Here is a 20842-nt window from a genome sequence, read left to right on the forward strand (position 1 = left end):
ATGAGTTCTCCTGTGCGCCTACTCGGCCTGCACGGTGGCCGAGGTCGATTTGTCCCAGAACACCAGCTTGCGGTGCAGGTAGCGGATCAGGTTGGTGCCCGTCAGGCCGATGAACACCAGGCTGAACAGGCAGGCGAACATGGTGGCAACGTCCATGTTGACCGAGGCCGACTGGATCAGATAGCCGAGCCCCTTGCTGGACGAGATGAACTCCGACACCACCGCGCCGATCAGGCTGAGAACCACCGAGATCTGCAGGCCGGCGAAAATGTGGCCCGAGGCCGCGGGCAGCTTGACGTGGAAGAACACGTGGCTGCGCGAGGCGCCAAAGGCCTTCATCAGATCCAGCATGGCCGGGTCGGCCTGGCGTATGCCCACCACCGTGTTGATGAACATCGGGAAAAAGCTCATCAAGGCCACCATCACGACCTTGGAGGCCATGCCGAAGCCGAACCAGACCAGCAGCAAGGGTGCGATCGCCACTTTCGGCGTGGACTGCAGGGCGATGATGTAGGGATAGATGAACTGCTCGAAGGTCTCGGACTCGGCCAGGATGGTTCCCACCACCAGAGCCAGCCCGCAACCTATCAGGTAGCCGTACACGGTGCTTTGCAGCGTGAACAGAAAGTGCGGCCAGTATTGCCCGTCGATATAGCCGGTCTTGAGCGCCTGCAACACGGATTCGGGCGCGGGCAGCAGGTAGTTGGGCACCGAGAACACGCGGATGCTGACGAACCACAGGATCACCAGCAGCACCCCGGTGATCAAGGGATAGAGTATGGATTTGATGGATCGGGACACGAACGCCTCCGCTAGTCGAACTTCACCAACTGATCGAACAGTTCCCGCAGTTCGGCGCACAGGCGCGTGAACTCGGGGTCGTTGAGCGTCGCCAACGTCCGCGGCCGCGGCAGGTTCACGGAAATCTCGCGGATGATGCGCCCCGGGCGCGCCGACATCACCACGATCCGGTCCGACAGGAACACCGCTTCGGCAATGCTGTGCGTGATGAACAAGGCCGACTTGCGCGTGGCCATCCAGATGCGCTGCAGCTCTATGCTCATGCGGTCGCGGGTCATGGTGTCCAGCGCGGAGAACGGCTCGTCCATCAGCAGCAGCGCGGGGTCATGCACCAGGCCGCGGGCGATGCCGACGCGCTGCTGCATGCCGCCCGACAGTTCGCTGGGGTAGTTGCTCGCGAACTTTTCCAGGCCCACCAGCCGCAGCAGTTCCAGCGCCCGGGCGGTGCCCGCCTCGGTATCCTTGCGCAAGGCGCGGATCGGCACCAGCACGTTGTCCAGCACCGTTTTCCAGGGCAGCAGCGTGGGTTGTTGAAACACGATGCCGACGTCGCCGCGCGGCTTGTCGATAGGCGTGCCGCTGAGCAAGGCCTTGCCGCTGGAAGGCGTCAGCAGACCGCTGAACACCTTGACCAGCGTGGACTTGCCGCAACCAGACGGCCCCAGCACCGACACGAATTCACCAGCGCCCAGCTGCAGCGACAGATTGTCGACGGCGGTGATCGGTCCTTTGCTGCTGCGGTAGACCACGCTCACATTGTCGGCCGTCAGCAAGGGGCGGCCGGCGGCGTCCGGACGCGCTGGCGAGCGCCCGCCTTCAACCAGGGATAGATTCAGGGAGTTCATAGGGATTCCGGCTCGCATCTACTTGAGCCGCTGGGCCGCTGCCACCACGGCCGCGGCGTCGAAATCATTGATGTCCTTGACGAACTCGTTGGTGTAGAGCGGCTTGACGTCCACGTTGCCGGTGCTCAGCTGTCCGCCTTCGTGCAAAACCTCCACATAGTCCTTCCAGGACTGCTCGGTGTAGTAGCCCATCTTCCCGGCGCCCTGTTCCGGCAGCATGGTGGCCAGGCGCACCTTCAGGATCTGCACGGCGTCCGCCAGCTTTTTCTCCTCGCTCCCCTCGGCCGGCTTGGTGGCCGGATACAGGGTCCAGAAGTTCTTCACGCAGGCTTCCGGATTGGCGTTGCAGGCGACCACGCCCTTGGCCGCAGCGCGCGCGAACGCCACCACCAGTTGCGGCTTGTCGCGCAGGGTATCCTCGTGCGCGATCCAGCCGCTGGAGAACAGTTCACGATAGTTCTGGCCCATGGGCAGGCGGCGCAGCTCGACGCCCATCTGTTCGATCTGCACGTGGAAGGTATCGAACAGATTCAGCGCCTGCACCTTGTCATCGCTGACCGCGCGCAACGCCGTCGCGCCCACGCCCACGGGCACGAACTCATAGTCGCGCTGCAGTTCCAGCCCGATCTTCTTCATCATCGCCTTGGTGACCGCCAGGTTGCCCCAGGACATGGCGCCCACGCCGATCTTCTTGCCTTTGAGGTCGGCAAGCGACTGGACCGGACTGTTCTTGGTGACGACGACGTCGAACGGCGACAGGTAGATGCCGTTGTAGAACATCTTGACCGGCAGGGGATCGCGGCCCGGCTGGCGCGAGATCACCAGCGGATCCGGTGTGATCCAGCCGAAAGTGATGTGCTTCTGCGTGACCTGCGGCAGCATCACCGCGGCCCCCTGAAAGAAGGTCGCCTGTACGTCCAGGCCCGCTTCCTTGAAGTAGCCCATGCCCACCGCCATCAGCGTGGGAGCGTTGGAAAGCGAAATGTTGGTGCCGTAGGCGAACGTGACTTTCTCCGCCGCGTTCGCCGCGCCGCCAGCGGCGCTCAGCGTTACCAGCGCTGCGGCTGCCAGGATCCCCCGCCGGACGCGGCGCTTCGGATTTGCGATACCTATCATGCTGCTGCTCCTGTTTTATTTGAAGTACTAGCTGGATATCGGTACTGCAGACTGCCCGCCGGATCAGCGCCCCGCGCAATCCCAGGGCAAGGCCGCGCCGGCGCCGGCGCAGAAAATGAGGCTTGCGCCGCCCGCATGTTCGGCCGCCACCCGCAATTGATCGTTGGCGCGGAGGTAGGGAACGCGATTGGCCTCGAGCACGGCAGCGGTGCGGGACAGGTCGGCCACTTCCACGGCAAGCGCGGCCGGGCGCGGCAGCACCGGAATCTCGCATCCCGGCAGGCGCGACCGCAGAGCGTCCCGTGTTGTCAGCCCCAACCATCCCGAATGCAGTCGGAACCAGGCCTCGCCCTCGCGCCGCGTGCTGGCCACGCCCAGATAGCGCTCATAGCGCGCCGCCGCCTCGTCCAGATCCTCCACCGCGACGATGGCCGCCGCCAGCGCGCGGGCGCCGTTGGGATGGGACAGGTAGCGTTCCTGCCAGAGCAGTTCGGGAGTCTCGTGGCGCAGGGTCAGGATCAGGCCTTCAGGCATCGCGTCGCGCGACGTGCGCACCTGGCTGAACCGCGCCAGTTTGGGGCCTTGCGGCGTGCCTATGTAGCGTTGCAGCACGCCGGGTTCGGCCGCAAAGCCGGCCTCGCGCAGCGCGGCGATGCGCTGCTCGGGCTGGGCAGTATCGAAGGCGATGATGTGCATGCCCGCATAGCGGGCCAAACCGTCGGGAATACCGCGCAAGTCCAGCGCCGGGTCCACCACCGCGACCAACTCGATGTAGCCGTGGCCGAGCATGGCGCAACGGTTGGCGATGCCGGCCTTGACCACTTCGCGCGTGACGGCGTGGGTGCCGGAGTGCTGTGACAGCGGCGTCAGCTGAAACCCCAGCCGTTCGTACAAGGCGGCGGCCGCCCCCATGTCGTGCGCGTACAGCCCCACGTGATCCAGTCCGACCGGATCCGGGCCTGCCGATTCCGCGTTCGCCCGGATGCGGGCGCCGTGGAGCTGCGTCATGGATATTCCTTCTTCTCTCTGAATGGGCGGGAACCAACTCGGGAAGGCAAGAAGCGGCACGGGCAGGCCCGACTTCTGTTCACATCAATGCATACATTGATATATACATCAGTGAATATTCAAACGGCAATCGTTTTACGGCCTGTCCGCATGAGGGATTTCACGGAGTCGCGCAGGCATGCGCAGCCCCTGCCGCGAGGCGCCGGCGGCCTGGCGGATCGATTTGGAAGATGGTTCGAACCGTTGGCGTGGGCTCAGCCCGCCCCGCCCCGCTGCGCCATGTACGCATGCCGGAAATAGTCCCGCACCGCCTGCATGGCGGGCGATACTTCCGCGCCCCGGCGCCAGGCCAGCCCCACGTTCATCGGCGGAATCGGGTCCTTGAGCTGGACCGTTTCTATGCGCCGGCCTTCCAGCGACCAGGGCCGGTAGACCATGTCCGACAGCAGGGCCACGCCGCTGCCGTTGGCCACCATGCTGCGCACCGCCTCGACGGATGAGGTGCGCAGCCTCACGTCGGGCTTGAAGGGGGTTTCGTTCCAGTAGCGCAAGGCGGTGTAGGCCGCCTCGTCCACGGTCAGCATGATGAAGGGTTCGCGCGAAACGTCCTCCAGGGTCACGGCGTCCGCCGCCAGCAAAGGATGCCTGGCCGGCAGCCAGAGGCGTCGCGGCGAGCCGAAGAAATGCTCCACCGCCAGATCCGGGTTGGCGACGTTGGAGGTCAGCAGCACCGCCATGTCATAGCGGTTCGCGATCAGGCCTTCCTCGATGGCGCTGCGGTTCAGTTCGTGCAGCTGGATGTCCAAACGGGGATACAGCTGCGACAGCCGCTGCAGGTGATACGGCAGGAAGTAGCCGATCACCGTATAGGACGCCGCCAGCAGCAGGCGGCCCGATACCTCTTCCGCCGCCGCCGGCATGCGCAGGGCTTCGTCGACCGAGGACAGGATGTTGTAGGCGTGGTTCAGGAAGGTGCGGCCGCTGTGGGTCAGCGTCACGCCGTGGGCGCCGCGCTGGAACAGCGCCGTGCCCACCGTTTCCTCCAGTTCGCGGATGGCGCTGGTGATGGCCGACTGGGATATCGCCAGCTGGATCGCCGCCTGCGAAATCTGGCCCAGTTCGGCCGCGGCGATGAAGTATTTGAGCTGGCGTAGGGTAATCGACATGTCTAGCCTTATCTGTTTAATCGATATCTTCCCCTCAGGATATCTGCATATTCTTTGCGCATCCCCATCCGCCCCATCAGGGGTATCCCTTATTTTTCATAGAGAAATCTTCGAAACGCGGCCGCCAACGCGACGGACGCTTATCTAAAAAACAGATATCTATAGATCAATAAAAAGATCTTTTTATCCCCTTGAGGCTTGGCTAATGTTCACGTCACACGCCGCGCCGGATGCGGCGAGCGACAAGAAGGAGCCTCCCGCAATGAGCAAGCGCAGCATCGACCTCAACTCGGACATGGGGGAAGGATTTGGCCCATGGACCATCGGGGACGGCGTGGACGAAGCGATCATGCCCTTGATCAGTTCGGCCAACATCGCCACGGGCTTCCATGCCGGCGACCCGCGGATCATGAACCGCACGGTGCTGCAGGCCCGCGAACACGGCGTCTGCATCGGCGCCCATCCCGGTTTTCGCGACCTGGTCGGCTTCGGCCGGCGCGACATGCGCGAAAGCGCCGAAGCGCTGGTGCACGACATCGTCTATCAGCTGGGCGCGCTGCGCGAATTCGCCCGGCTGCACGGACTGCGCCTGCAACACGTCAAACCGCATGGCGCGCTGTACATGCAGGCCGCCCGCGACGAAGCCCTGTCGCGCCGCCTGATCGAAACGCTGCAGGAACTGGAGCCCACGCTGGCGCTGTACTGCATGGAAAGCTCGGTCACCTACCGACTGGCGCGCGAACTGAACCAGCCCGTGGTGCGCGAGTTCTACGCCGACCGCGACTACGACGCCGGCGGCTCCATCGTCTTCACCCGCTACACCCAGCCGCTGGACCCCGCCCAGGTCGCCGAAAAGGTGCTGCGCGCCTGCACCGAGGGACGCGTGCGCACGGTCGAAGGCAAGGACATCGCCATCGACTTCGATTCTGTCTGCATACACAGCGACACGCCCGGCGCCCTGTCCCTGGTGCGCGCCACCCGCGAGAAGCTGGAAACCCACGGCATCCGGATCGCGCCGCCCAGCGTGACCGGCCCCTGAACCGCCTGCCGCCCAAACAACATTCCAAGGAGAAACCCATGCCGTTGCACGATATTCCCAGCCCCCTGCCCGGAACCTTCTATCGCCGCCCCAGCCCCGACGCGGCCCCCTTCGTGGAGCCTGGCGCCACGGTCGCCGCCGGCGCCGTGATCGGCATCGTCGAAGTCATGAAGCAGTTCAACCAGATCGAAACGCCCACCGGCGGCGTGGTGGCGGAAATCCTCGTCGAAGACGGCGAACCGGTGGAAGCCGGGCAGCCCCTGCTGCGCATCGAGGGATAGGCCGCGCCATGTCCGATATCCATCTCCCCTACCGGCCGCGCCGCATCCACAAGGTGCTGGTCGCCAACCGCGGCGAAATCGCCTTGCGCATCATCCGCGCCGCCCGCGAACTGGGCATGCGCACCGTCGCCGTGTACAGCGAGGCGGACCGCGACGCGTTGGCCACGCGCATGGCCGACGAGGCGGTACTCATCGGCCCCTCGCACGCGACGCGCAGCTATCTGAATACCGAAGCGCTGCTGGACGCCGCCCGCAGCACCGGCGTCCAGGCGGTACATCCCGGCTACGGCTTCCTGTCGGAAAACGCGGCATTCGCGGAGGCCGTGAGCGACGCCGGCCTGATCTTCGTCGGGCCCGATGCCGCCACCATCCGCACGATGGGCGACAAGGCTGCAGCGCGCGCCTGCGCCCAGAAGGCCGGCGTGCCGACGGTACCGGGCAGCGAGGGCGTGCTGTCGTCGCTGGATGAAGCCCTGACCCATGCCGCCGTCATCGGCTACCCGCTCATGATCAAGGCGGCCGCGGGCGGCGGCGGGCGCGGCATCCGCGTGGTGCGCGACGAAGCCGAACTGCGCGCGCAGATGCCGCAGGCCCAGGCCGAGGCACAGGCGGCCTTCGGCGAAGCCGGCGTGTACCTGGAACGCTATCTGCCGCGCGCCCGCCACATCGAAGTTCAGGTCCTGGGCGACGGCAGCAACGCCGTCCACCTGTACGAACGCGAATGCTCCCTGCAACGGCGCCGGCAGAAGGTGCTGGAAGAAGCGCCCTCGCCCGCCCTGGCCCCCGCCACCCGGCAGAAACTGTGCGAATCGGCGGCGCAACTGGCGCGCTCGGTCGGATACCGTGGCGCAGGCACGCTGGAGTATCTGTATGACGACAGCCGCGGCGCGGGCGAGTTCTATTTCATCGAGATGAATACCCGCATCCAGGTCGAGCACCCCATCACCGAAGCCATCACGGGCGTGGACCTGGTGCGCGAAATGCTGCGCATCGCCGACGGCGAGCCGCTGCGCTGGCGCCAGCAGGACATCGCCATCCGCGGCGCTGCGATCGAATGCCGCATCAACGCCGAAGACCCCACGCGCAACTTCGCGCCCAGCCCGGGCCGGGTCGAACACGTGCGCTGGCCCGGCGGCCCCGGCGTGCGCGTGGACTCGATGCTGTATCCGGGCTGCGCCGTACCGCCCTACTATGACTCGCTGCTGGCCAAGCTGATCGTCTGGGACGAGGACCGCGCGGCGGCGCTGACGCGCATGGCGCGCGCGCTCGACGAAGTCGAACTCGCCGGCGTGCATTCGACACTGGCGCTGCACCGCGAGCTGCTGGAGGATGCGGACGTGCTGGCGGGCCGCTACCACACTAATTATCTTGAGGCCTGGATGCAAAGGGACCGGGAGGACAACCAATGAGCTTGCGCTACACCCACGGCGGCGACGAGTTCATCTTCGTCGAGATCAGCGAGGACATGTCGCTGGAATCCTTTTTCAAGGGCATGGCGATCACGCGGGCGCTGCGCGAACGCGCGGTCGACGGCGTGACCGAGATCTGCCCGGCCAATGCGTCCTACCAGGTGCGGTACGACCCCGACCGCATCGCGCCGGACGCCCTGCTGGCCTTGCTGCGCGAACTGGAGGCAGGCATGGACCTGGCCAACCTGACGCTGGCGACCCGCATCATCGAAGTGCCGGTGTATTACAACGATCCCTGGACCCACGAGACCCTGATGCGGTTTCGCGAAAGGCATCAGGATCCGGCGTCCACCGATCTGGAATACGCGGCCCGCATCAACGGCCACGACTCGGTGCAGGGCTTCATCGACGCCCATTCCGGCTCGCCCTGGTTCGTGTCCATGGTGGGCTTCGTGGCCGGGCTGCCCTTCATGTACCAGATGGTGGAGCGCGAGCGCCAGCTGCAAGTTCCGAAGTACCTGCGCCCCCGCACCGACACGCCCAAGCACACGGTGGGACACGGCGGCTGCTTCGGCTGCATCTACTCGGTGCGCGGCGCGGGCGGCTACCAGATGTTCGGCGTCACGCCCGCGCCGATCTTCGAGCCGGCCCAGCGCCAGGCGCATCTGCGCGACTCCATGGTGTTCTTCCGCCCGGGCGACATCGTGAAGTTCAAGCCCATCACCCGCGACGAGTACGACCAGGCCGCGGCGCAGGTCGAGGCTGGCAGCTTCGCGCTGCGCATCCGGCCCGTGTCGTTCTCGCTGGCCGAGTTCCAGCGCGCCCCCGATGCCTGCAACGCCCAACTGCTGGAGACGCTCCATGCCTAACGATCCCATCATCGAAGTCATCAAGCCCGGCCTGGCCACTTCGGTGCAGGACACGGGCCGCCAGGGCTACTACCACCTGGGCATACCGCCGTCCGGCGCGCTCGACCAGTACGCGCTGGCGGCCGCCAACCTGCTGGTGGGCAACGCCGCCGACGCCGCCGTGCTGGAATGCACGCTGCTCGGCCCCGAATTGATGTTCCACCGCGCCGCCGTGATCGCCGTGACGGGCGCCAGCATGATCCCCAAGATCGACGGCGTGGCGCAGGCCTGCAACGTGGCGCTGGCGGTGCAGGCCGGCAGCCGGCTGTCGTTCGACTTCGTGCAGGCCGGCGCCCGCGCCTGCCTCGCGGTCGCGGGCGGCATCGACGTGCCTGTGGTCCTGGGCAGCCGCTCGACCTATGCGCTGGGCTCCATCGGCGGCCATGAAGGCCGCAAGCTGCAGGCCGGCGACCGGCTGGCGGTGGGCCGGGCCTCCATCCGCACGCGCGTGGGCCGCGAACTGCCAGCCGCGCTGGCCGAGGCTCCGCCCAAGACGCAAACGCTGCGCGTGCTGCCGGGCCTGTACGACCACCGGCTGGAGCCCGAATCCGCCGCCGCCTTCTATGAAGACGTCTGGACCGTGACCTCGGAAGCCGACCGCATCGGCTACCGCTACAAGCAGGGCCGCCCGCTGCGCTTTCGCGCCCGCGAACAGCCTTTCGGCGCGGGCGCCGACCCGTCGAACATCGTCGACGCCTGCTATCCCATCGGCTCCATCCAGGTGCCTGCTGGCGTGGAGCCCATCATCCTGCACCGCGACGCGGTGTCCGGCGGCGGCTACGCCATGATAGGCACGGTCATCAGCGCCGACCTGGACAAGGTCGGCCAGATGCAGCCCAACCAGAGCGCCCATTTCGAGCGGGTGACGCTGGAGCAGGCGGTGGCCGCAAGGCGCGACTACCGCGCCCGCTTCGAGCGGCTGCATCAGGCGCTCAGCGGCTGACACCCGGGGCGCGGCCAGGCCGCGCCCTTCCCCCGTTTTCGTGTATTCCGGCCTCGCCCACTGGCAAGGCCGGTGGGCGACGCGCGCCCGTTCCGCAGTCGAACCGCAGCATCCGATCCCGCCAGGAGATCCGACATGGCCAACATGACCTCACGCAAACCGTCCGATGAGACGGACAACTCGCTGCACGCCGTCGCCGACAGCGACCGCATGCCCCGCTACGCTCTCACCATGGCCTGGTGGGCCGTGTGCAGCGCCGTCTTCTACATCGTCGTCGGCGCCACGCTGGCGCTGAAATACGGCGCCCGCAACGCCATCATCGGCATGGTGCTGTCGGTGATCAGCTACGGGCTGATCAACGGCGTCATCAGCCGCTATGCGATCCGCAGCGGCCTGTCGGTGGCGCTGTTCTCGCGCCGGCTCTTCGGCACCTCGGGCGCGGCGCTGGCCACGCTGATCTTCTTCGCCACCGCCATCTACTACGCGGTGTTCGAAGGCGCGGTGATGTCGGTCGCGGCGCATCATCTCTATCCGGCCGTGCCGTACTGGCTGGTGGCGCTGGTGGTGGTCATCTACAGCGTGCTGCTGATCTTCGGCAGCGTGCAAAGATGGCTCGACAAGTTCAACGGCGTGCTGCTGCCGTTCTATCTGCTGGGCCTGCTGCTGGCCGTGGTGATGGCGACGCAGGAATACGGCTACAGCGACGCCTGGCTGTCGTTCGGCCCGCCCGAAGGGCCCGTCCCGGGCGGCTGGTGGGACGCCTTCGTGTACTACATGGGCGTGTGGGTCCTGATGATGTTCACCTTCGACTACGCCCGCTTCGGCAAGCGCGAGGACCAGACCTACCATAGCCGCTACAACTTCGGCATGCCGTTCTACCTGGTGACCTTCCTGCTCAACGGCGTGGCCGGCATCTATCTGGTCAGCACGATTCCCAGCGACGCCGCGCTGTCGGAGGTGTCGGTGGTGCTGGCGCTGCTCAAGCTGATGGGCCTGGGCGGCTTGCTGTTCGTCTGGATCACGCAGACCCGCATCAACACCGCCAACTACTACCTGGCCACCATCAACATGCAGGCGTTCTTCGCGCGCTGGCCGGGCATGCGCTGGCCCAAGGCGATGTGGGCGGTCATCGTGGGTGCGGTGACCTATGCACTGATGCTGCTGGACGTGTTCTCGTACCTGCTGCAGGCGCTCGCCTACCAGGGCATATTCGTGGTGTCCTGGGTGGCGGTGGCGCTGGTCCACATCCTGGGTGGCCAGGAATCCGCGGCGCCAAACGAAGGCGGCGCGGCCTTCAACCGCGCCGGCCTGGCCGGCTGGTTCGCGGGCGCGATCTGCGGCCTCGCGCTGATGCATACGGCCGGCTTCGCGGCGACGCTGGCCGCGCCGGCCAGCTTCGTGGTGTCGGCGCTGGTGTACCGGATCTGCTCCACGGCTGCGGGACGGATGCAGGCGCAGGGCGGCTGATGCCGCACCCGGGCCGCGCGGCAAAACCCGCGGCCCGGCCCGAAGTGTCCTGTGTACACTTTCCACTGATCCCCAGGCAGGTGGAAGGAAATGAACATGCGCGTAGATTTGGCGGCATTGCGGCCGCAGCTCATACAGATCGCCCGGAACGCGGATACCGGCGACGGCGCCCATGACCTGAGCCATCTGGAACGCGTATGGAAAGCCGCGGCCGGCATGCTGGCGCACCACCCCGAGGCCGACGCCGTGGTGGTCATGGCCGCCAGTTACCTGCATGACTTGGTCAACCTGCCCAAGAACCATCCTGACCGGGCACGCGCCTCGGCCATGGCGGCTGACCAGGCCGTGCGCGAGCTGCGGGCGGCCGGATATCCCTCAGCCAAGCTCGAAGGCGTCCATCACGCCATCGAGGCCCACAGCTACTCCGCCAACATCCCGCCGCGGACCATCGAGGCCCGCATCGTGCAGGATGCCGACCGCCTGGATGCGCTCGGACCGGTGGGACTGGCCCGCATGTTCCACGTCGGCGGGCAGTTGGGACGGGCGCTGGCGCACCCCGACGATCCCATGGGCGCGCATCGGCAACTGGACGACGGCATCTATACCCTGGATCACATCGAATTGAAGCTCGCCAGCATCGCGGGAACCATGCAGACGGAAGGCGGCCGCGTGCTTGCGGCCACGCGGCTGGACTGGATAAGACGGTTCCGCGACGAGTTCGTGGCGGATTGGGCGGCCTGAAACGGCGCTATCTTCGATCGGCCAGTGTTCATGTTATATAATAAGAACCATTCTCATAAACACTGATGCCGGCCGAATCCAGGCCCGATGCGCGGTGGGGGGGCTTGCCGTGCCGGCCAATAAATTCGCGTTACCGCAGCAGGACATCGAAGGCCTGTACATCGACCATGGCGGTTGGCTGAAAGGCTGGCTGCGGCGCAAGCTCGGCGATGCCTGCAGCGCCGCCGACCTGGCGCATGACACGTTCGTGCGCCTGCTCACAAAGGATGCCCTGCCCGAAATACGCGAGCCGCGCGCGCTGCTGACGACCATCGCACATGGGCTGGTACTGAATCTGCGTCGGCGCCAGCGTCTGGAACAGGCTTACCTGGAGGCGCTGGCGCTCCTGCCGGAGCCTCAGACGCCTTCGCCGGAAACCCAGGCCATCCTGCTCGAAACCCTGTTCGAGATCGATCGCCTGCTCGACGCCCTGCCCCGCTTGATGAGACAAGCTTTTCTGCTATCCCAGATCGATGGCAAGCGCCAAAGCGAGATCGCAGTCGAGCTTGGCGTGTCGGTGCCCACGGTCAAACGCTACATCGCCAAGGCTTTGGCGCACTGCTGCTTCGCGTAACCCGATTACCTGGAACCCGGCCCGATGCCCCCCCATCGCCTCCAGCGTCCGTCTTCAGGCAGCGCATTGGCTGGTCGAACTGCAAGGTGACAGCGTGGCCAGCAACACGCTTCGGCGCTGGCGCGAATGGCGCGCAGCGGATCCTGAACACGAACGCGCGTGGCAGCATATCGAGGGCTTCCAGGCCAAGCTGCAGGGCGTGCCCGCGCCCCTGGCGCGCGCAACGCTCACCGTTCCCGATTCTCCCGCGCGCCGCAGGCTCGTCAAGACGCTGGCGCTTGCCGTCTTCGCGGGCGGCGCGGCCTCGATGCTGGACGAGCAGCGCGCCTGGCGGCGCTGGACTGCCGACAGCCGGACCGGCGCGGGCGAACTTTTGAACCGCCTGCTGCCAGACGGCACCCAGGTCGCGCTCAATGCCGGCACCGCCATCGACATCCAATTCACGCAGACGGAACGCGCGCTGCGCCTCATCAGCGGCGAACTGCTGATCACCACCGCGCCGGATCCCGCGGCGGACCCGCCTCGCCCCTTCCTCGTGCGCACCGGCCAAGGCAGCATCCGCGCCCTGGGCACGCGTTTTTCCGTACGCGACCTGGACGGACGCAGCAGCGCCGAAAGCCTGGTCGCCGTCTTCGAGGGCGCCGTCGAGCTGGCTCCCGCCAGCGGCGCGCCAGCCCTGCTGCGGGCCGGGCAGCAAGGCTGGCTGGGACGTCATGCTGCTACCGCGGCGGGTTCCGCCAACGAAGATGCGCTGGCCTGGACCCAAGGCATCATCGTCGCCCAGGACATGCCTCTGCCGGCATTCCTGGCCGAGCTTGCGCGCTATCGCCCCGGCCGCCTGGCCTGGGACGATGCGGTGGCACACCTCAAGGTCACGGGCACCTATCCCACCGCCGATACCGACCGCGTCCTGGAAATGCTCGTCGACACCCTGCCCGTCACGGTGAGCTACCTCACGCGCTATTGGGTCACGCTGCGGCCCCGTCCGGCCCGGACTACAGAAAAATTCCGCAACGGTTGATCCCTTTTCGTTTTTCGCGGGGCAAGAAGAGTAGGACCACACATTGCCTTCATTCTTGCTCCGGGGAACTGCATATGGGTTTAAACCGCCCGAAACCAACGACTTCCATTCCAGCGGCCGGCCGCCTGCGCCTGCACGCCCTGGTCAGCATGGCCACGCGCGGCCTGCGGGGTTGCGCCGCCATCGTCCCGCTAGCCGTGTGCGCCCCAATGGCGCATGCGCAGGCCGCGGAGGAAGCACGGTACTACGACATTCCCGCCGGTCCGTTGACCGCCGCGCTCAACCGCTACGGTCGTGAGTCCGGCCTGATGCTGTCTTTCTCGACCGAGCAGACCAACGGCCTCCAGAGCAAGGGAATCCAAGGCCGCTACACGGCGCAGGATGGCTTGCAAGCATTGCTGGCGGGTACCGGCTTCGAGGCCGCCGTGCGGCCCAGCGGCGGCTATGTATTGCGGCCTGGCAGCACTCAGCAGCTCGCTCCCGTCGAGGTGGTCGGCGCGCACGAGACCGCCACCGGCCCTCTCTACGGCTATGCCGCCACGCGCAGCGCCACCGGCACCAAGACGGACACCGCCCTGATTGAAACGCCGCAGTCGATCAGCATCGTCGGCGCCGAGGAAATCGAAATGCTCAAGCCGCAGAACCTGCAGGACGCGCTGGGCTATGTCGCCGGGGTCAACCGCTCGGAAGGACTGGACCGGACCTCGGACACCTTGATCGTCCGGGGTTTTCAGCTCGATGGCAACGGCAACCAGTACCGCGACGGCACCAAGTACACAGTCAATATCTTCAACGGCCAGCAGGAACCCTATGGCCTGGAACGCATCGAAGTCCTCAAAGGCGCATCCTCTGTGCTCTATGGCGCCGCCGCGCCCGGCGGCATCATCAACACCATCAGCAAGCGGCCCCCGGCCGCGGCCCTGCGCGAGCTGAACGTCGAAACCGGCAGCTTCGACCGCAAGCAGGTATCAGGCGATTTCGGCGGGCCGCTGGACGAGGAAGGCGTCTGGTCATACCGGCTTACCTTTCTCGGCCGCGATGCGGACACCTTCATCGACCACATTCCTGACCGGCGCGCCTACGTGGCGCCCGCGATGACCTGGCGGCCCAGCGCAGCCACTTCCCTGACCTTGCTCGCCGATTATCAGAAAGACAGGACAGGCTATGTCTACGGCCTGCCCGAAAGCGGCACGATCCTGCCCAACCCCAACGGAAGAATTCCCCGCGAACGCTTTACCGGCGAACCCGGTTACGACAAGTTCGACCTGGAGCGCTACTCGGTCGGCTATTTGTTCGAACATGCCTTCAACGACCAGGTGAAGCTGCGCAACAGCCTGCGCTACATGCATGCCAGCAACGAATACCGCTCGGTCTGGATCAGCGGACTGCAGGATGACGGCCGCACGACCGCCTATCGCGGCGCGGCGCCGCGTTGGGACCGCTCTTCAGGCGTCGTCTCGGACACCTCGCTGCAATACCAGTTGCGCACGGGTCCGGTGGAACACACCTTTCTTGCCGGTCTGGACTATTCCGTCGCCCACCACGAATCCGAACGCTACCAGCGCGAACTCGGCAACATCGATATCTACAACCCCGTCTATGGCAGTCCGATAGGCGGCATCGAGACGCAAAACCCCTACTCCTGGAAAAGCGATACCAAGCGGCTGGGCCTATACCTCCAGGATCAGATGAAGATTGCCGACCGCTGGGTCGTGCTGCTGGGCGGACGGCAGGATTGGGTACGGTTCGACTCGGGTAACTTCTTCACCGGCGAAAAGACCGCGGACAATGAAAAGAACAAAGCCTTTACCGGCCGGGCGGGCCTGGTCTACCTCGCCCCCAACGGCCTCGCCCCCTTCCTGAGCTACAGCGAGTCCTTCGAACCGACCGAGGGCAATGACCGCAGCGGCGGCCGCTTCAAGCCCACCACCGGCCAGCAATACGAAGCCGGCCTGCGCTATCAACCGCCGGGCTCCCACACCATGGTGTCGGCGGCCGTTTACCAGATAACCCGCAAGAATGTGCTGGTCGCCGATCCCTCCGATCCGTCGATGACGTACTCGATACAGGCTGGCGAGGTGCGCTCGCGCGGCTTCGAACTGGAAGTCCGTTCGGCTCTCACCCGCGACATCAACCTCATCGCCGCCTACGCCTATACCGACGCCCGCACCACGCAAGCCAGCCCCTTGCAACCCGAACAGGAAGGCATGCGCACTCCCGGCGTGCCGTACAACCAGCTCTCGCTCTGGGCCGACTACAGTTTCGGCAGTCTCGGGCTGCCCGGTCTGAAGGCGGGCGCCGGCATGCGCTATGTGGGCAGCACGCGCAGCCAGACCAACGCCGAAGTGCCGGCCTTCACGCTGTTCGACGCCATGATCAGCTACAGCACCGGCCCGTGGCGCTTTGCGCTCAATGGCACCAACCTGGCGGACAAGACCTATATCGGGAATTGCACCTATGGATGCTTCTACGGCGAGCCCAGGCGGGTGATCGGGACGGTGAGCTATCGCTGGTAGGCAGGCTCAGAACTTCACCGAGCAGCGGATGCCCGACGGAATCACATTGCCCTCGTTGGGCACGCGCAGCAGCACGGTAAAAGTGCCGCTGGCGGCGTCCATCACCCGGTCGATGCGCCAGACCTTCGCTTCCAGCGGCTTGTCGGTGATCGCCTGATTGACGCTGACCTGCGCCTGCGCATCGGCCTTGATCTGGCCATACAGGCCTTCCGGCACCACCACCCTCACCAGCAAGGGATTGATCTGCGCCAGCTTGACGATCTTGTTGTCATTGACGCGGTCGCCCGGACCTGCATAGCGCTCGGCGACGACGCCGTCGAAGGGGCTCTTGATGCTGCGTTCGGCCAGAATCGCCTGCTGCAGCGCCACCTGTAACTGTGCCTGGCGGCTGCGCGAGGTCATTTCGTCGTAATCCCCCGCAGGCAGCAGCTGGCGCTTGAACAGATCGGTGTTGCGGTCGACGACGCGGCTCAGGTAGGCCGCCTCGGCGCGGCGCAGACCCAGCGTGGCCTCGTCGACGCTGGTGTTCAGTTCGGCCACCACCTGGCCTTTCTTGACCACGTCGCCGCGCTGCACCAGCACGCTGCTCAGCACGCCGGCCGACGCGCTGCCCAATTCGGACACCTGGAAGGGTTCCATCAGGCAGGCCATGGGCGCATGCAGATTGCCGGCCTGCGCGGACAGCGCGGGCTCGGCCAGCACCGGCAGGCGGGCATCGGGCGGCAGCCCCTGCGCGCCTGCGGCAGTGGCGAACAGGCAGGCCAACAGGGCCGGGCGGACAAAGCGATGGCGGGTCGTCATGGGATCGGGTCTTTGCATGTCAGTCGCCCTGCCCCGAGAAGGACAGGGAATTCTCAAGTTCTTCATCCGCGGCCACCATCTGGCGGCGCTCGCGGGCCAGTTTTCGTTCGGTGCGGGCCTGGGCGAAACGCAGCCAGCGCGCCGCCAACCCGTTGCGGTCCTGCCCGCGCCGTGCGAGCAGCAGCCGCGAAAGGGCGGCCCAGACGCCGCTGGCGACGCTGTCCAGCACGGAGTCTTCCAGCGACAGGATGGCTTCGACATGGCCAGGATCGCCCTGGCGGCCGCTGCGTCCTTCCAATTGGCGGTCGATGCGGGCGGATTCATGCCGCTCGGTCAGGATGACGTGCAGGCCGCCGGCCTCGCGCGCGGCCTCCGACAAGGGGATATCCGTGCCCCGGCCAGCCATGTTGGTGGCGATCATGATGCTGCCCAATTCACCAGCGCGCGCGATCATATCGGCCTCGTCGGCGTCCTGCTTGGCATTGAGCACCACAGCGGGCAGGCCGGCCTGGGCCAGCACCTGGGCCACCTGCTCGGACGCGGCGACCGAACGCGTGCCAATCAGGATGGGCACCCCTTGCCGATGCAGGGCGCGCGTGCGGTCGCGCACGGCGGCCCACTTTTCTTCCAGAGTGGGGTACACGGCATCCGGCGCATGTCGCCGCCGCGACTTGCGATGGGTGGGAATGCGGACCACCGGCAGGTCGTAAACGCGGCCCAGCTCGGCGCGGATTTCCGCGGCCGTGCCCGTCATGCCGGACAGCAGCAGATAGTGCTTGAAGAAGCGCTGGTAGCTGATGCTCTTGAGGGTAGCGCGCGGTTCGCTCAGTTCCAGCCCCTCTTTGTGTTCCAGCATCTGGTGCAGGCCCTGGCCCCAGGACCGGTCCGGCATCACACGTCCGGTGAACTCATCGACCACCATGATCTTGCCGTCGCGGATGATGTATTGCTCATCCAGCCGGTACAGATGCAACACGGTCAAGGCGCTGAGCATCAGCTCTTCGCGCCGGAACGGGATGCTCCATGGCGCCGGCAGCGCGGCGCACAATTCGCGCAGCTGCTCGCGCCCCAGTTCGGTCAGAATCGCGCGGCGTTCGCCGCGGTGCAGGCGGTAGTGTTCAGGCGTCAGGCTTGCGGCCAGTTCCATGGCCTGGCGCGTCACGTCGGCGGTGTCGTCCTCCTGCACGCCGGAAATGATGAGCGGCGTGCGCGCCTCGTCGACCAGCACGCTGTCGGCCTCGTCCACGATCGCATAGCACAGGCCGCGCAGGTACAGCTGGGATAGCCTGCCCTGCTCCCCCCGCAGCCGTTCCAGGCGCAAGGCGTCTTCGTCCTTGTCGCTGTCCAGCACGATCAGGTCGCGCAGGTAGTCGAACACCAGGGTCTTGTTGGAGCAGTACACCACGTCCGCCTGATAGGCCTTGCGCCGCGTGGGTATGTCCATTTCCATGCTGACCCAGGCCACCGACAGGCCCAGCGCTTCGTAGATGGGCCCCATGATCTGCGCATCGCGCTCGACCAGGTAGTCATTGGTGGTGATGACATGCACCGGCAGGCCGGCCATGGCGACCGTGGCGGCCGGCAAGGTCGCCGTCAGCGTCTTGCCTTCGCCCGTGTTCATCTCCGCCACCATGCCTTGCAGCATGGCCCAGCCGCCCAGCAGCTGGACGTCGAAATGCGCCTTGCCCAACGCCAGCCGGCCCGCCTGGCGGATCAGCGCAAAGGCGCGCGCCGCGCTTTCCTGGTTGATGCCGTTGGCGCGCAGGTCGAACGCGATCTCGTCGGCCCGCCGGCGCACGCCCGCCAGGTCGATGTCGCCCAGCGCCTGCGTTTCGCGCCGCACCCGCGCCAGGATGCGGCGGGTGCGCCACAGGGGCTGGCGGCGCTTGCGGCTCAGCCAGCGCAGCGCAGCCGTGCCCCATGCCTCCAGCTTGTTGGCATGGCGCTCGCTCTCCTTTTCAGGATAGAGCGGGTCGGGGTGGAGAGCGTCGAAGGCGCGCATATCAGAGGCGGAACTGGCGCAGCACCATCTGCCGCACCGCGTCGTAGGCCTGCAACGCCAGCGGCCTGGGCTCGTGCGAGAACTTCACGTAGACCCGGGCGCCAAGATAGGCGCGCGGCGCATCCTGGGGCAGCGCCAGGTCCATCACGAACAGGTTCTCCGCGGATTTGGCGCGCCCTTCCTGCGACTTGCGCGGATCCACGCCTATGCTGCCCCCGCCCTGCAGGCTGAGCGCCAGGCTGGGCAGTTCATCGGTAGCGGCCGGCACCTCGCGCGAGACCACCGCCTTGAACTCCTCGCCGCTGTCCTGCACCAGCCGCACGCGCACGTTCCTGAGCGAGCGGTGGATGCGCTCCAGGCTGGATTGCGGCACCACCACGCGCACGGTTTCCGCGTCGGTCAACACATAGCCCAACAGTTCGCCGCGCTGCACGTAGCGGCCCGTCATGTCCTCCGGCTGCGCCGGCACGTAGCGTCCGGCGTGCGGGCTGCGCACCTGCTGCGCCTGGACCTGTTCCTGGATCGCCCGCCGCTCGGTCTGCAGGCTGGTCCATTGATGACGCATGATGGCCGCCTGCACCTGGTTCTGCGCATAGGCCTGCACGTAGCGCGCCTGGTACTCGTCGACCTGGGCGGCCAGCATGGCATCGCGGCGCAGCAGCTCGTCGTTTTCCAGCGTCAGCAGCGGCGCGCCCTGCCCCACCGGCGCATCGTCGGCCGCCTGCCGCGCACGCACGAAGCCGGCCACCGGCGCCCTGACCTGGGCGGAAGGCGGCACCCAGACCACGCCCTCCGTATCGGTGGACGAGGGTAGCGGCAGCGCGCCCGCCAGGCCAACCGCGCCCAGCACGCACAGCCCGCAGATCAGATAGGAGCGCAAGCGGTGCGCCTGGATCTGCGGGTCGGCATAGAACTGCCGGCCCAGGCGCCACAGCGGCATGACGATGGTGTTGAACAGCGCCCACATGGCCAGCAGCACGCCGAAGAAGAAAAACTGCCCCGCCATGATGAAGATGGCCAGGAACATGATGAACATGCGGTAGCAGAAGGACAGCACGGCGTAGCTCGCGAACCACGCGCGTTCGCCCGGCGTCGCGCGCGGCGCTTCCACACCGCGCAGGCCCAGCGCATAGCGCTTGAACAGATAGCCCAGATAGCCGTTGGCCCGCTGGCCCAGGTTGGGTATCTCGATGGCGTCCGACAAGACGTAGTAGCCGTCATAGCGCAGCAGCGGATTGCCGTTCATGAACAGCGTGGAAACGCCGCACAGGACGATGACGGTATAGGCCAGCGAACGCCCCAGCCCGGGATCCAGCTGGGTCCAGACGATCATCGCCACGGCTGCCAGGAACAACTCGACCAGGATGCCGGCCCCGCCCGCCAGCATGCGCCAGCGCTTGTCGGCAAAGGCCGAGGCCGCCGAGGCATCCACGTAGGGAATGGGCACCAGCAGCAGGAACATCAGGCCGATCTCGTGCACCTCGCCGCCGCGCGCCTTCACGGCGCAGGCGTGGCCGAGTTCGTGGATGGCCTTCACCACCGGATAGACCAGCGCCATCGCCAGCACATTGCCCGTGGAGAACACCTGGTCCCAGATATTGTGGGTCAAGGCCTGCCAATGCATGGCGCCCAGCGCCGCGCCCGCGCCCACCACGCCCAGCCAGAGCAAGGCGCCCAGCCAGGTGAACAGCCAGCGGTAATACGGCAGCGCCCGCGTCAGCCAGCGGTCCGGATCCAGCAGCGGCATCTTCAGCGCGCTGGGATTGCCGATGTACTGCTTGATCTTCTGCATGCGCTGGCGCTTGCGGCGCTCGACCAGGTCGCGCACATCCGGCGCGCGGTCGGTGGTCAGCACATCGGCCCGGTGCAGCTGGGCCATCAGGCGGATGACCTCGTCCTGCGGCATGGCGTCGCCCTCCAGCTGGCCGCAGGCGATCTCCCAGATCTCCTGCACCGTGCGGCGCCCGTCCATCAGGCTGATCATCAGATTGGCCTCGGGCGTATAGCGGTGGAACTCGCCATTGCTCTGGTCCTGCATCACATACCAGACCTGCCCCCGGTAGACGTGGCGATGGATATGGATGTGCGAGCGCAGCCGCGGGCGCAGCGCGCTGACCCGGTGCCAGGAATTGCTATAGAGCGCGGTACCAGACATCTTCTGCTCT

Annotated in this window: 18 protein-coding genes; 10 read left to right on the top strand and 8 right to left on the bottom strand. The window is 66.4% G+C overall.

Annotated elements, in window-relative coordinates:
* Positions 1–18 precede the first annotated feature (18 nt).
* The 5 genes from ACZ5YA_RS13035 to ACZ5YA_RS13055 form a co-directional block, all read right to left on the bottom strand.
* The gene (locus tag ACZ5YA_RS13035; RefSeq protein WP_118933718.1) at positions 19–801 is read right to left on the bottom strand and encodes an ABC transporter permease; all 783 of its coding nucleotides are present in this window, start codon (positions 799–801) and stop codon (positions 19–21) included.
* 11 nt (positions 802–812) lie between these two features.
* Positions 813–1646 (bottom strand): ABC transporter ATP-binding protein, encoded by an 834-nt coding sequence (locus ACZ5YA_RS13040; RefSeq protein ID WP_251881197.1) that lies wholly within the window; start codon positions 1644–1646, stop codon positions 813–815.
* A gap of 18 nt (positions 1647–1664) precedes the next feature.
* Positions 1665–2762 (bottom strand): ABC transporter substrate-binding protein, encoded by a 1098-nt coding sequence (locus ACZ5YA_RS13045; protein WP_059379570.1) that lies wholly within the window; start codon positions 2760–2762, stop codon positions 1665–1667.
* Between the two features lie 63 nt (positions 2763–2825).
* Positions 2826–3770, bottom strand: a complete 945-nt coding sequence (locus ACZ5YA_RS13050; protein ID WP_251881195.1) for a VOC family protein — start codon at positions 3768–3770, stop codon at positions 2826–2828.
* 254 nt (positions 3771–4024) lie between these two features.
* Positions 4025–4936 (bottom strand): LysR family transcriptional regulator, encoded by a 912-nt coding sequence (locus ACZ5YA_RS13055; RefSeq protein WP_118933714.1) that lies wholly within the window; start codon positions 4934–4936, stop codon positions 4025–4027.
* A gap of 262 nt (positions 4937–5198) precedes the next feature.
* Here ACZ5YA_RS13055 and ACZ5YA_RS13060 point away from each other — a divergent pair, with 262 nt between their 5' ends.
* The 10 genes from ACZ5YA_RS13060 (at position 5199) to ACZ5YA_RS13105 (ending at position 15874) form a co-directional block, all read left to right on the top strand.
* Positions 5199–5975, top strand: a complete 777-nt coding sequence (locus ACZ5YA_RS13060) for a 5-oxoprolinase subunit PxpA (protein ID WP_464092647.1) — start codon at positions 5199–5201, stop codon at positions 5973–5975.
* Between the two features lie 38 nt (positions 5976–6013).
* Positions 6014–6256, top strand: a complete 243-nt coding sequence (locus tag ACZ5YA_RS13065; RefSeq protein WP_013395528.1) for an acetyl-CoA carboxylase — start codon at positions 6014–6016, stop codon at positions 6254–6256.
* 8 nt (positions 6257–6264) lie between these two features.
* A complete protein-coding gene (locus ACZ5YA_RS13070; RefSeq protein ID WP_464092648.1) occupies positions 6265–7665 on the top strand; it encodes an acetyl-CoA carboxylase biotin carboxylase subunit in 1401 nt (466 codons plus the stop codon).
* Complete coding sequence (locus ACZ5YA_RS13075; RefSeq protein WP_118933711.1) at positions 7662–8534, top strand: 5-oxoprolinase subunit B family protein; 873 nt, start codon at positions 7662–7664, stop codon at positions 8532–8534. The genes ACZ5YA_RS13070 and ACZ5YA_RS13075 overlap by 4 nt, the downstream gene beginning before the upstream one ends.
* Entirely contained in the window at positions 8527–9516 is a 990-nt protein-coding gene (locus ACZ5YA_RS13080) for a 5-oxoprolinase subunit C family protein (RefSeq protein WP_464092649.1), read from the top strand. Before ACZ5YA_RS13075 ends, ACZ5YA_RS13080 begins: the two co-directional genes overlap by 8 nt.
* 135 nt (positions 9517–9651) lie before the next feature.
* Positions 9652–10983, top strand: a complete 1332-nt coding sequence (locus ACZ5YA_RS13085; protein ID WP_118933710.1) for a purine-cytosine permease family protein — start codon at positions 9652–9654, stop codon at positions 10981–10983.
* A gap of 90 nt (positions 10984–11073) precedes the next feature.
* Positions 11074–11724 carry an HD domain-containing protein gene (locus ACZ5YA_RS13090; RefSeq protein ID WP_464092650.1) on the top strand — a complete coding sequence of 217 codons (651 nt, stop codon included), beginning with the start codon at positions 11074–11076 and terminating at the stop codon, positions 11722–11724.
* Between the two features lie 109 nt (positions 11725–11833).
* On the top strand, positions 11834–12337 hold the full coding sequence (locus ACZ5YA_RS13095) for a sigma-70 family RNA polymerase sigma factor (RefSeq protein ID WP_251881185.1): 504 nt from the start codon (positions 11834–11836) through the stop codon (positions 12335–12337).
* A 94-nt stretch (positions 12338–12431) separates the two neighbouring features.
* Complete coding sequence (locus ACZ5YA_RS13100; RefSeq protein WP_464092651.1) at positions 12432–13358, top strand: FecR domain-containing protein; 927 nt, start codon at positions 12432–12434, stop codon at positions 13356–13358.
* A gap of 74 nt (positions 13359–13432) precedes the next feature.
* Positions 13433–15874 carry a TonB-dependent siderophore receptor gene (locus ACZ5YA_RS13105; RefSeq protein ID WP_464092652.1) on the top strand — a complete coding sequence of 814 codons (2442 nt, stop codon included), beginning with the start codon at positions 13433–13435 and terminating at the stop codon, positions 15872–15874.
* Between the two features lie 6 nt (positions 15875–15880).
* Here the strand turns inward: ACZ5YA_RS13105 and ACZ5YA_RS13110 are convergent, their stop codons facing one another.
* Genes ACZ5YA_RS13110 through ACZ5YA_RS13120 form a run of 3 tightly spaced genes read right to left on the bottom strand, consistent with a single transcriptional unit; the run spans position 15881 to position 20832 of the window.
* A complete protein-coding gene (locus tag ACZ5YA_RS13110) occupies positions 15881–16693 on the bottom strand; it encodes an efflux RND transporter periplasmic adaptor subunit (RefSeq protein WP_118933705.1) in 813 nt (270 codons plus the stop codon).
* Between the two features lies 1 nt (position 16694).
* Entirely contained in the window at positions 16695–18677 is a 1983-nt protein-coding gene (locus ACZ5YA_RS13115) for a preprotein translocase subunit SecA (protein WP_464092653.1), read from the bottom strand.
* 1 nt (position 18678) lies between these two features.
* Positions 18679–20832 carry an efflux RND transporter periplasmic adaptor subunit gene (locus tag ACZ5YA_RS13120; RefSeq protein ID WP_464092654.1) on the bottom strand — a complete coding sequence of 718 codons (2154 nt, stop codon included), beginning with the start codon at positions 20830–20832 and terminating at the stop codon, positions 18679–18681.
* Between the last annotated feature and the right edge of the window lie 10 nt (positions 20833–20842).

It is taken from the genome of Achromobacter sp. JCM 18799 (genome assembly GCF_055395645.1).

Coding starts and splice junctions, on each gene's coding strand:
- ACZ5YA_RS13040 (WP_251881197.1), bottom strand. CDS start 1,646: ATGAACTCCCTGAATCTATCCCTGGTTGAAGGCGGGCGCTCGCCAGCG.
- ACZ5YA_RS13045 (WP_059379570.1), bottom strand. CDS start 2,762: ATGATAGGTATCGCAAATCCGAAGCGCCGCGTCCGGCGGGGGATCCTG.
- ACZ5YA_RS13050 (WP_251881195.1), bottom strand. CDS start 3,770: ATGACGCAGCTCCACGGCGCCCGCATCCGGGCGAACGCGGAATCGGCA.
- ACZ5YA_RS13120 (WP_464092654.1), bottom strand. CDS start 20,832: ATGTCTGGTACCGCGCTCTATAGCAATTCCTGGCACCGGGTCAGCGCG.
- ACZ5YA_RS13065 (WP_013395528.1), top strand. CDS start 6,014: ATGCCGTTGCACGATATTCCCAGCCCCCTGCCCGGAACCTTCTATCGC.
- ACZ5YA_RS13080 (WP_464092649.1), top strand. CDS start 8,527: ATGCCTAACGATCCCATCATCGAAGTCATCAAGCCCGGCCTGGCCACT.
- ACZ5YA_RS13090 (WP_464092650.1), top strand. CDS start 11,074: ATGAACATGCGCGTAGATTTGGCGGCATTGCGGCCGCAGCTCATACAG.
- ACZ5YA_RS13055 (WP_118933714.1), bottom strand. CDS start 4,936: ATGTCGATTACCCTACGCCAGCTCAAATACTTCATCGCCGCGGCCGAA.
- ACZ5YA_RS13085 (WP_118933710.1), top strand. CDS start 9,652: ATGGCCAACATGACCTCACGCAAACCGTCCGATGAGACGGACAACTCG.
- ACZ5YA_RS13110 (WP_118933705.1), bottom strand. CDS start 16,693: ATGCAAAGACCCGATCCCATGACGACCCGCCATCGCTTTGTCCGCCCG.
- ACZ5YA_RS13075 (WP_118933711.1), top strand. CDS start 7,662: ATGAGCTTGCGCTACACCCACGGCGGCGACGAGTTCATCTTCGTCGAG.
- ACZ5YA_RS13115 (WP_464092653.1), bottom strand. CDS start 18,677: ATGCGCGCCTTCGACGCTCTCCACCCCGACCCGCTCTATCCTGAAAAG.
- ACZ5YA_RS13060 (WP_464092647.1), top strand. CDS start 5,199: ATGAGCAAGCGCAGCATCGACCTCAACTCGGACATGGGGGAAGGATTT.
- ACZ5YA_RS13070 (WP_464092648.1), top strand. CDS start 6,265: ATGTCCGATATCCATCTCCCCTACCGGCCGCGCCGCATCCACAAGGTG.
- ACZ5YA_RS13105 (WP_464092652.1), top strand. CDS start 13,433: ATGGGTTTAAACCGCCCGAAACCAACGACTTCCATTCCAGCGGCCGGC.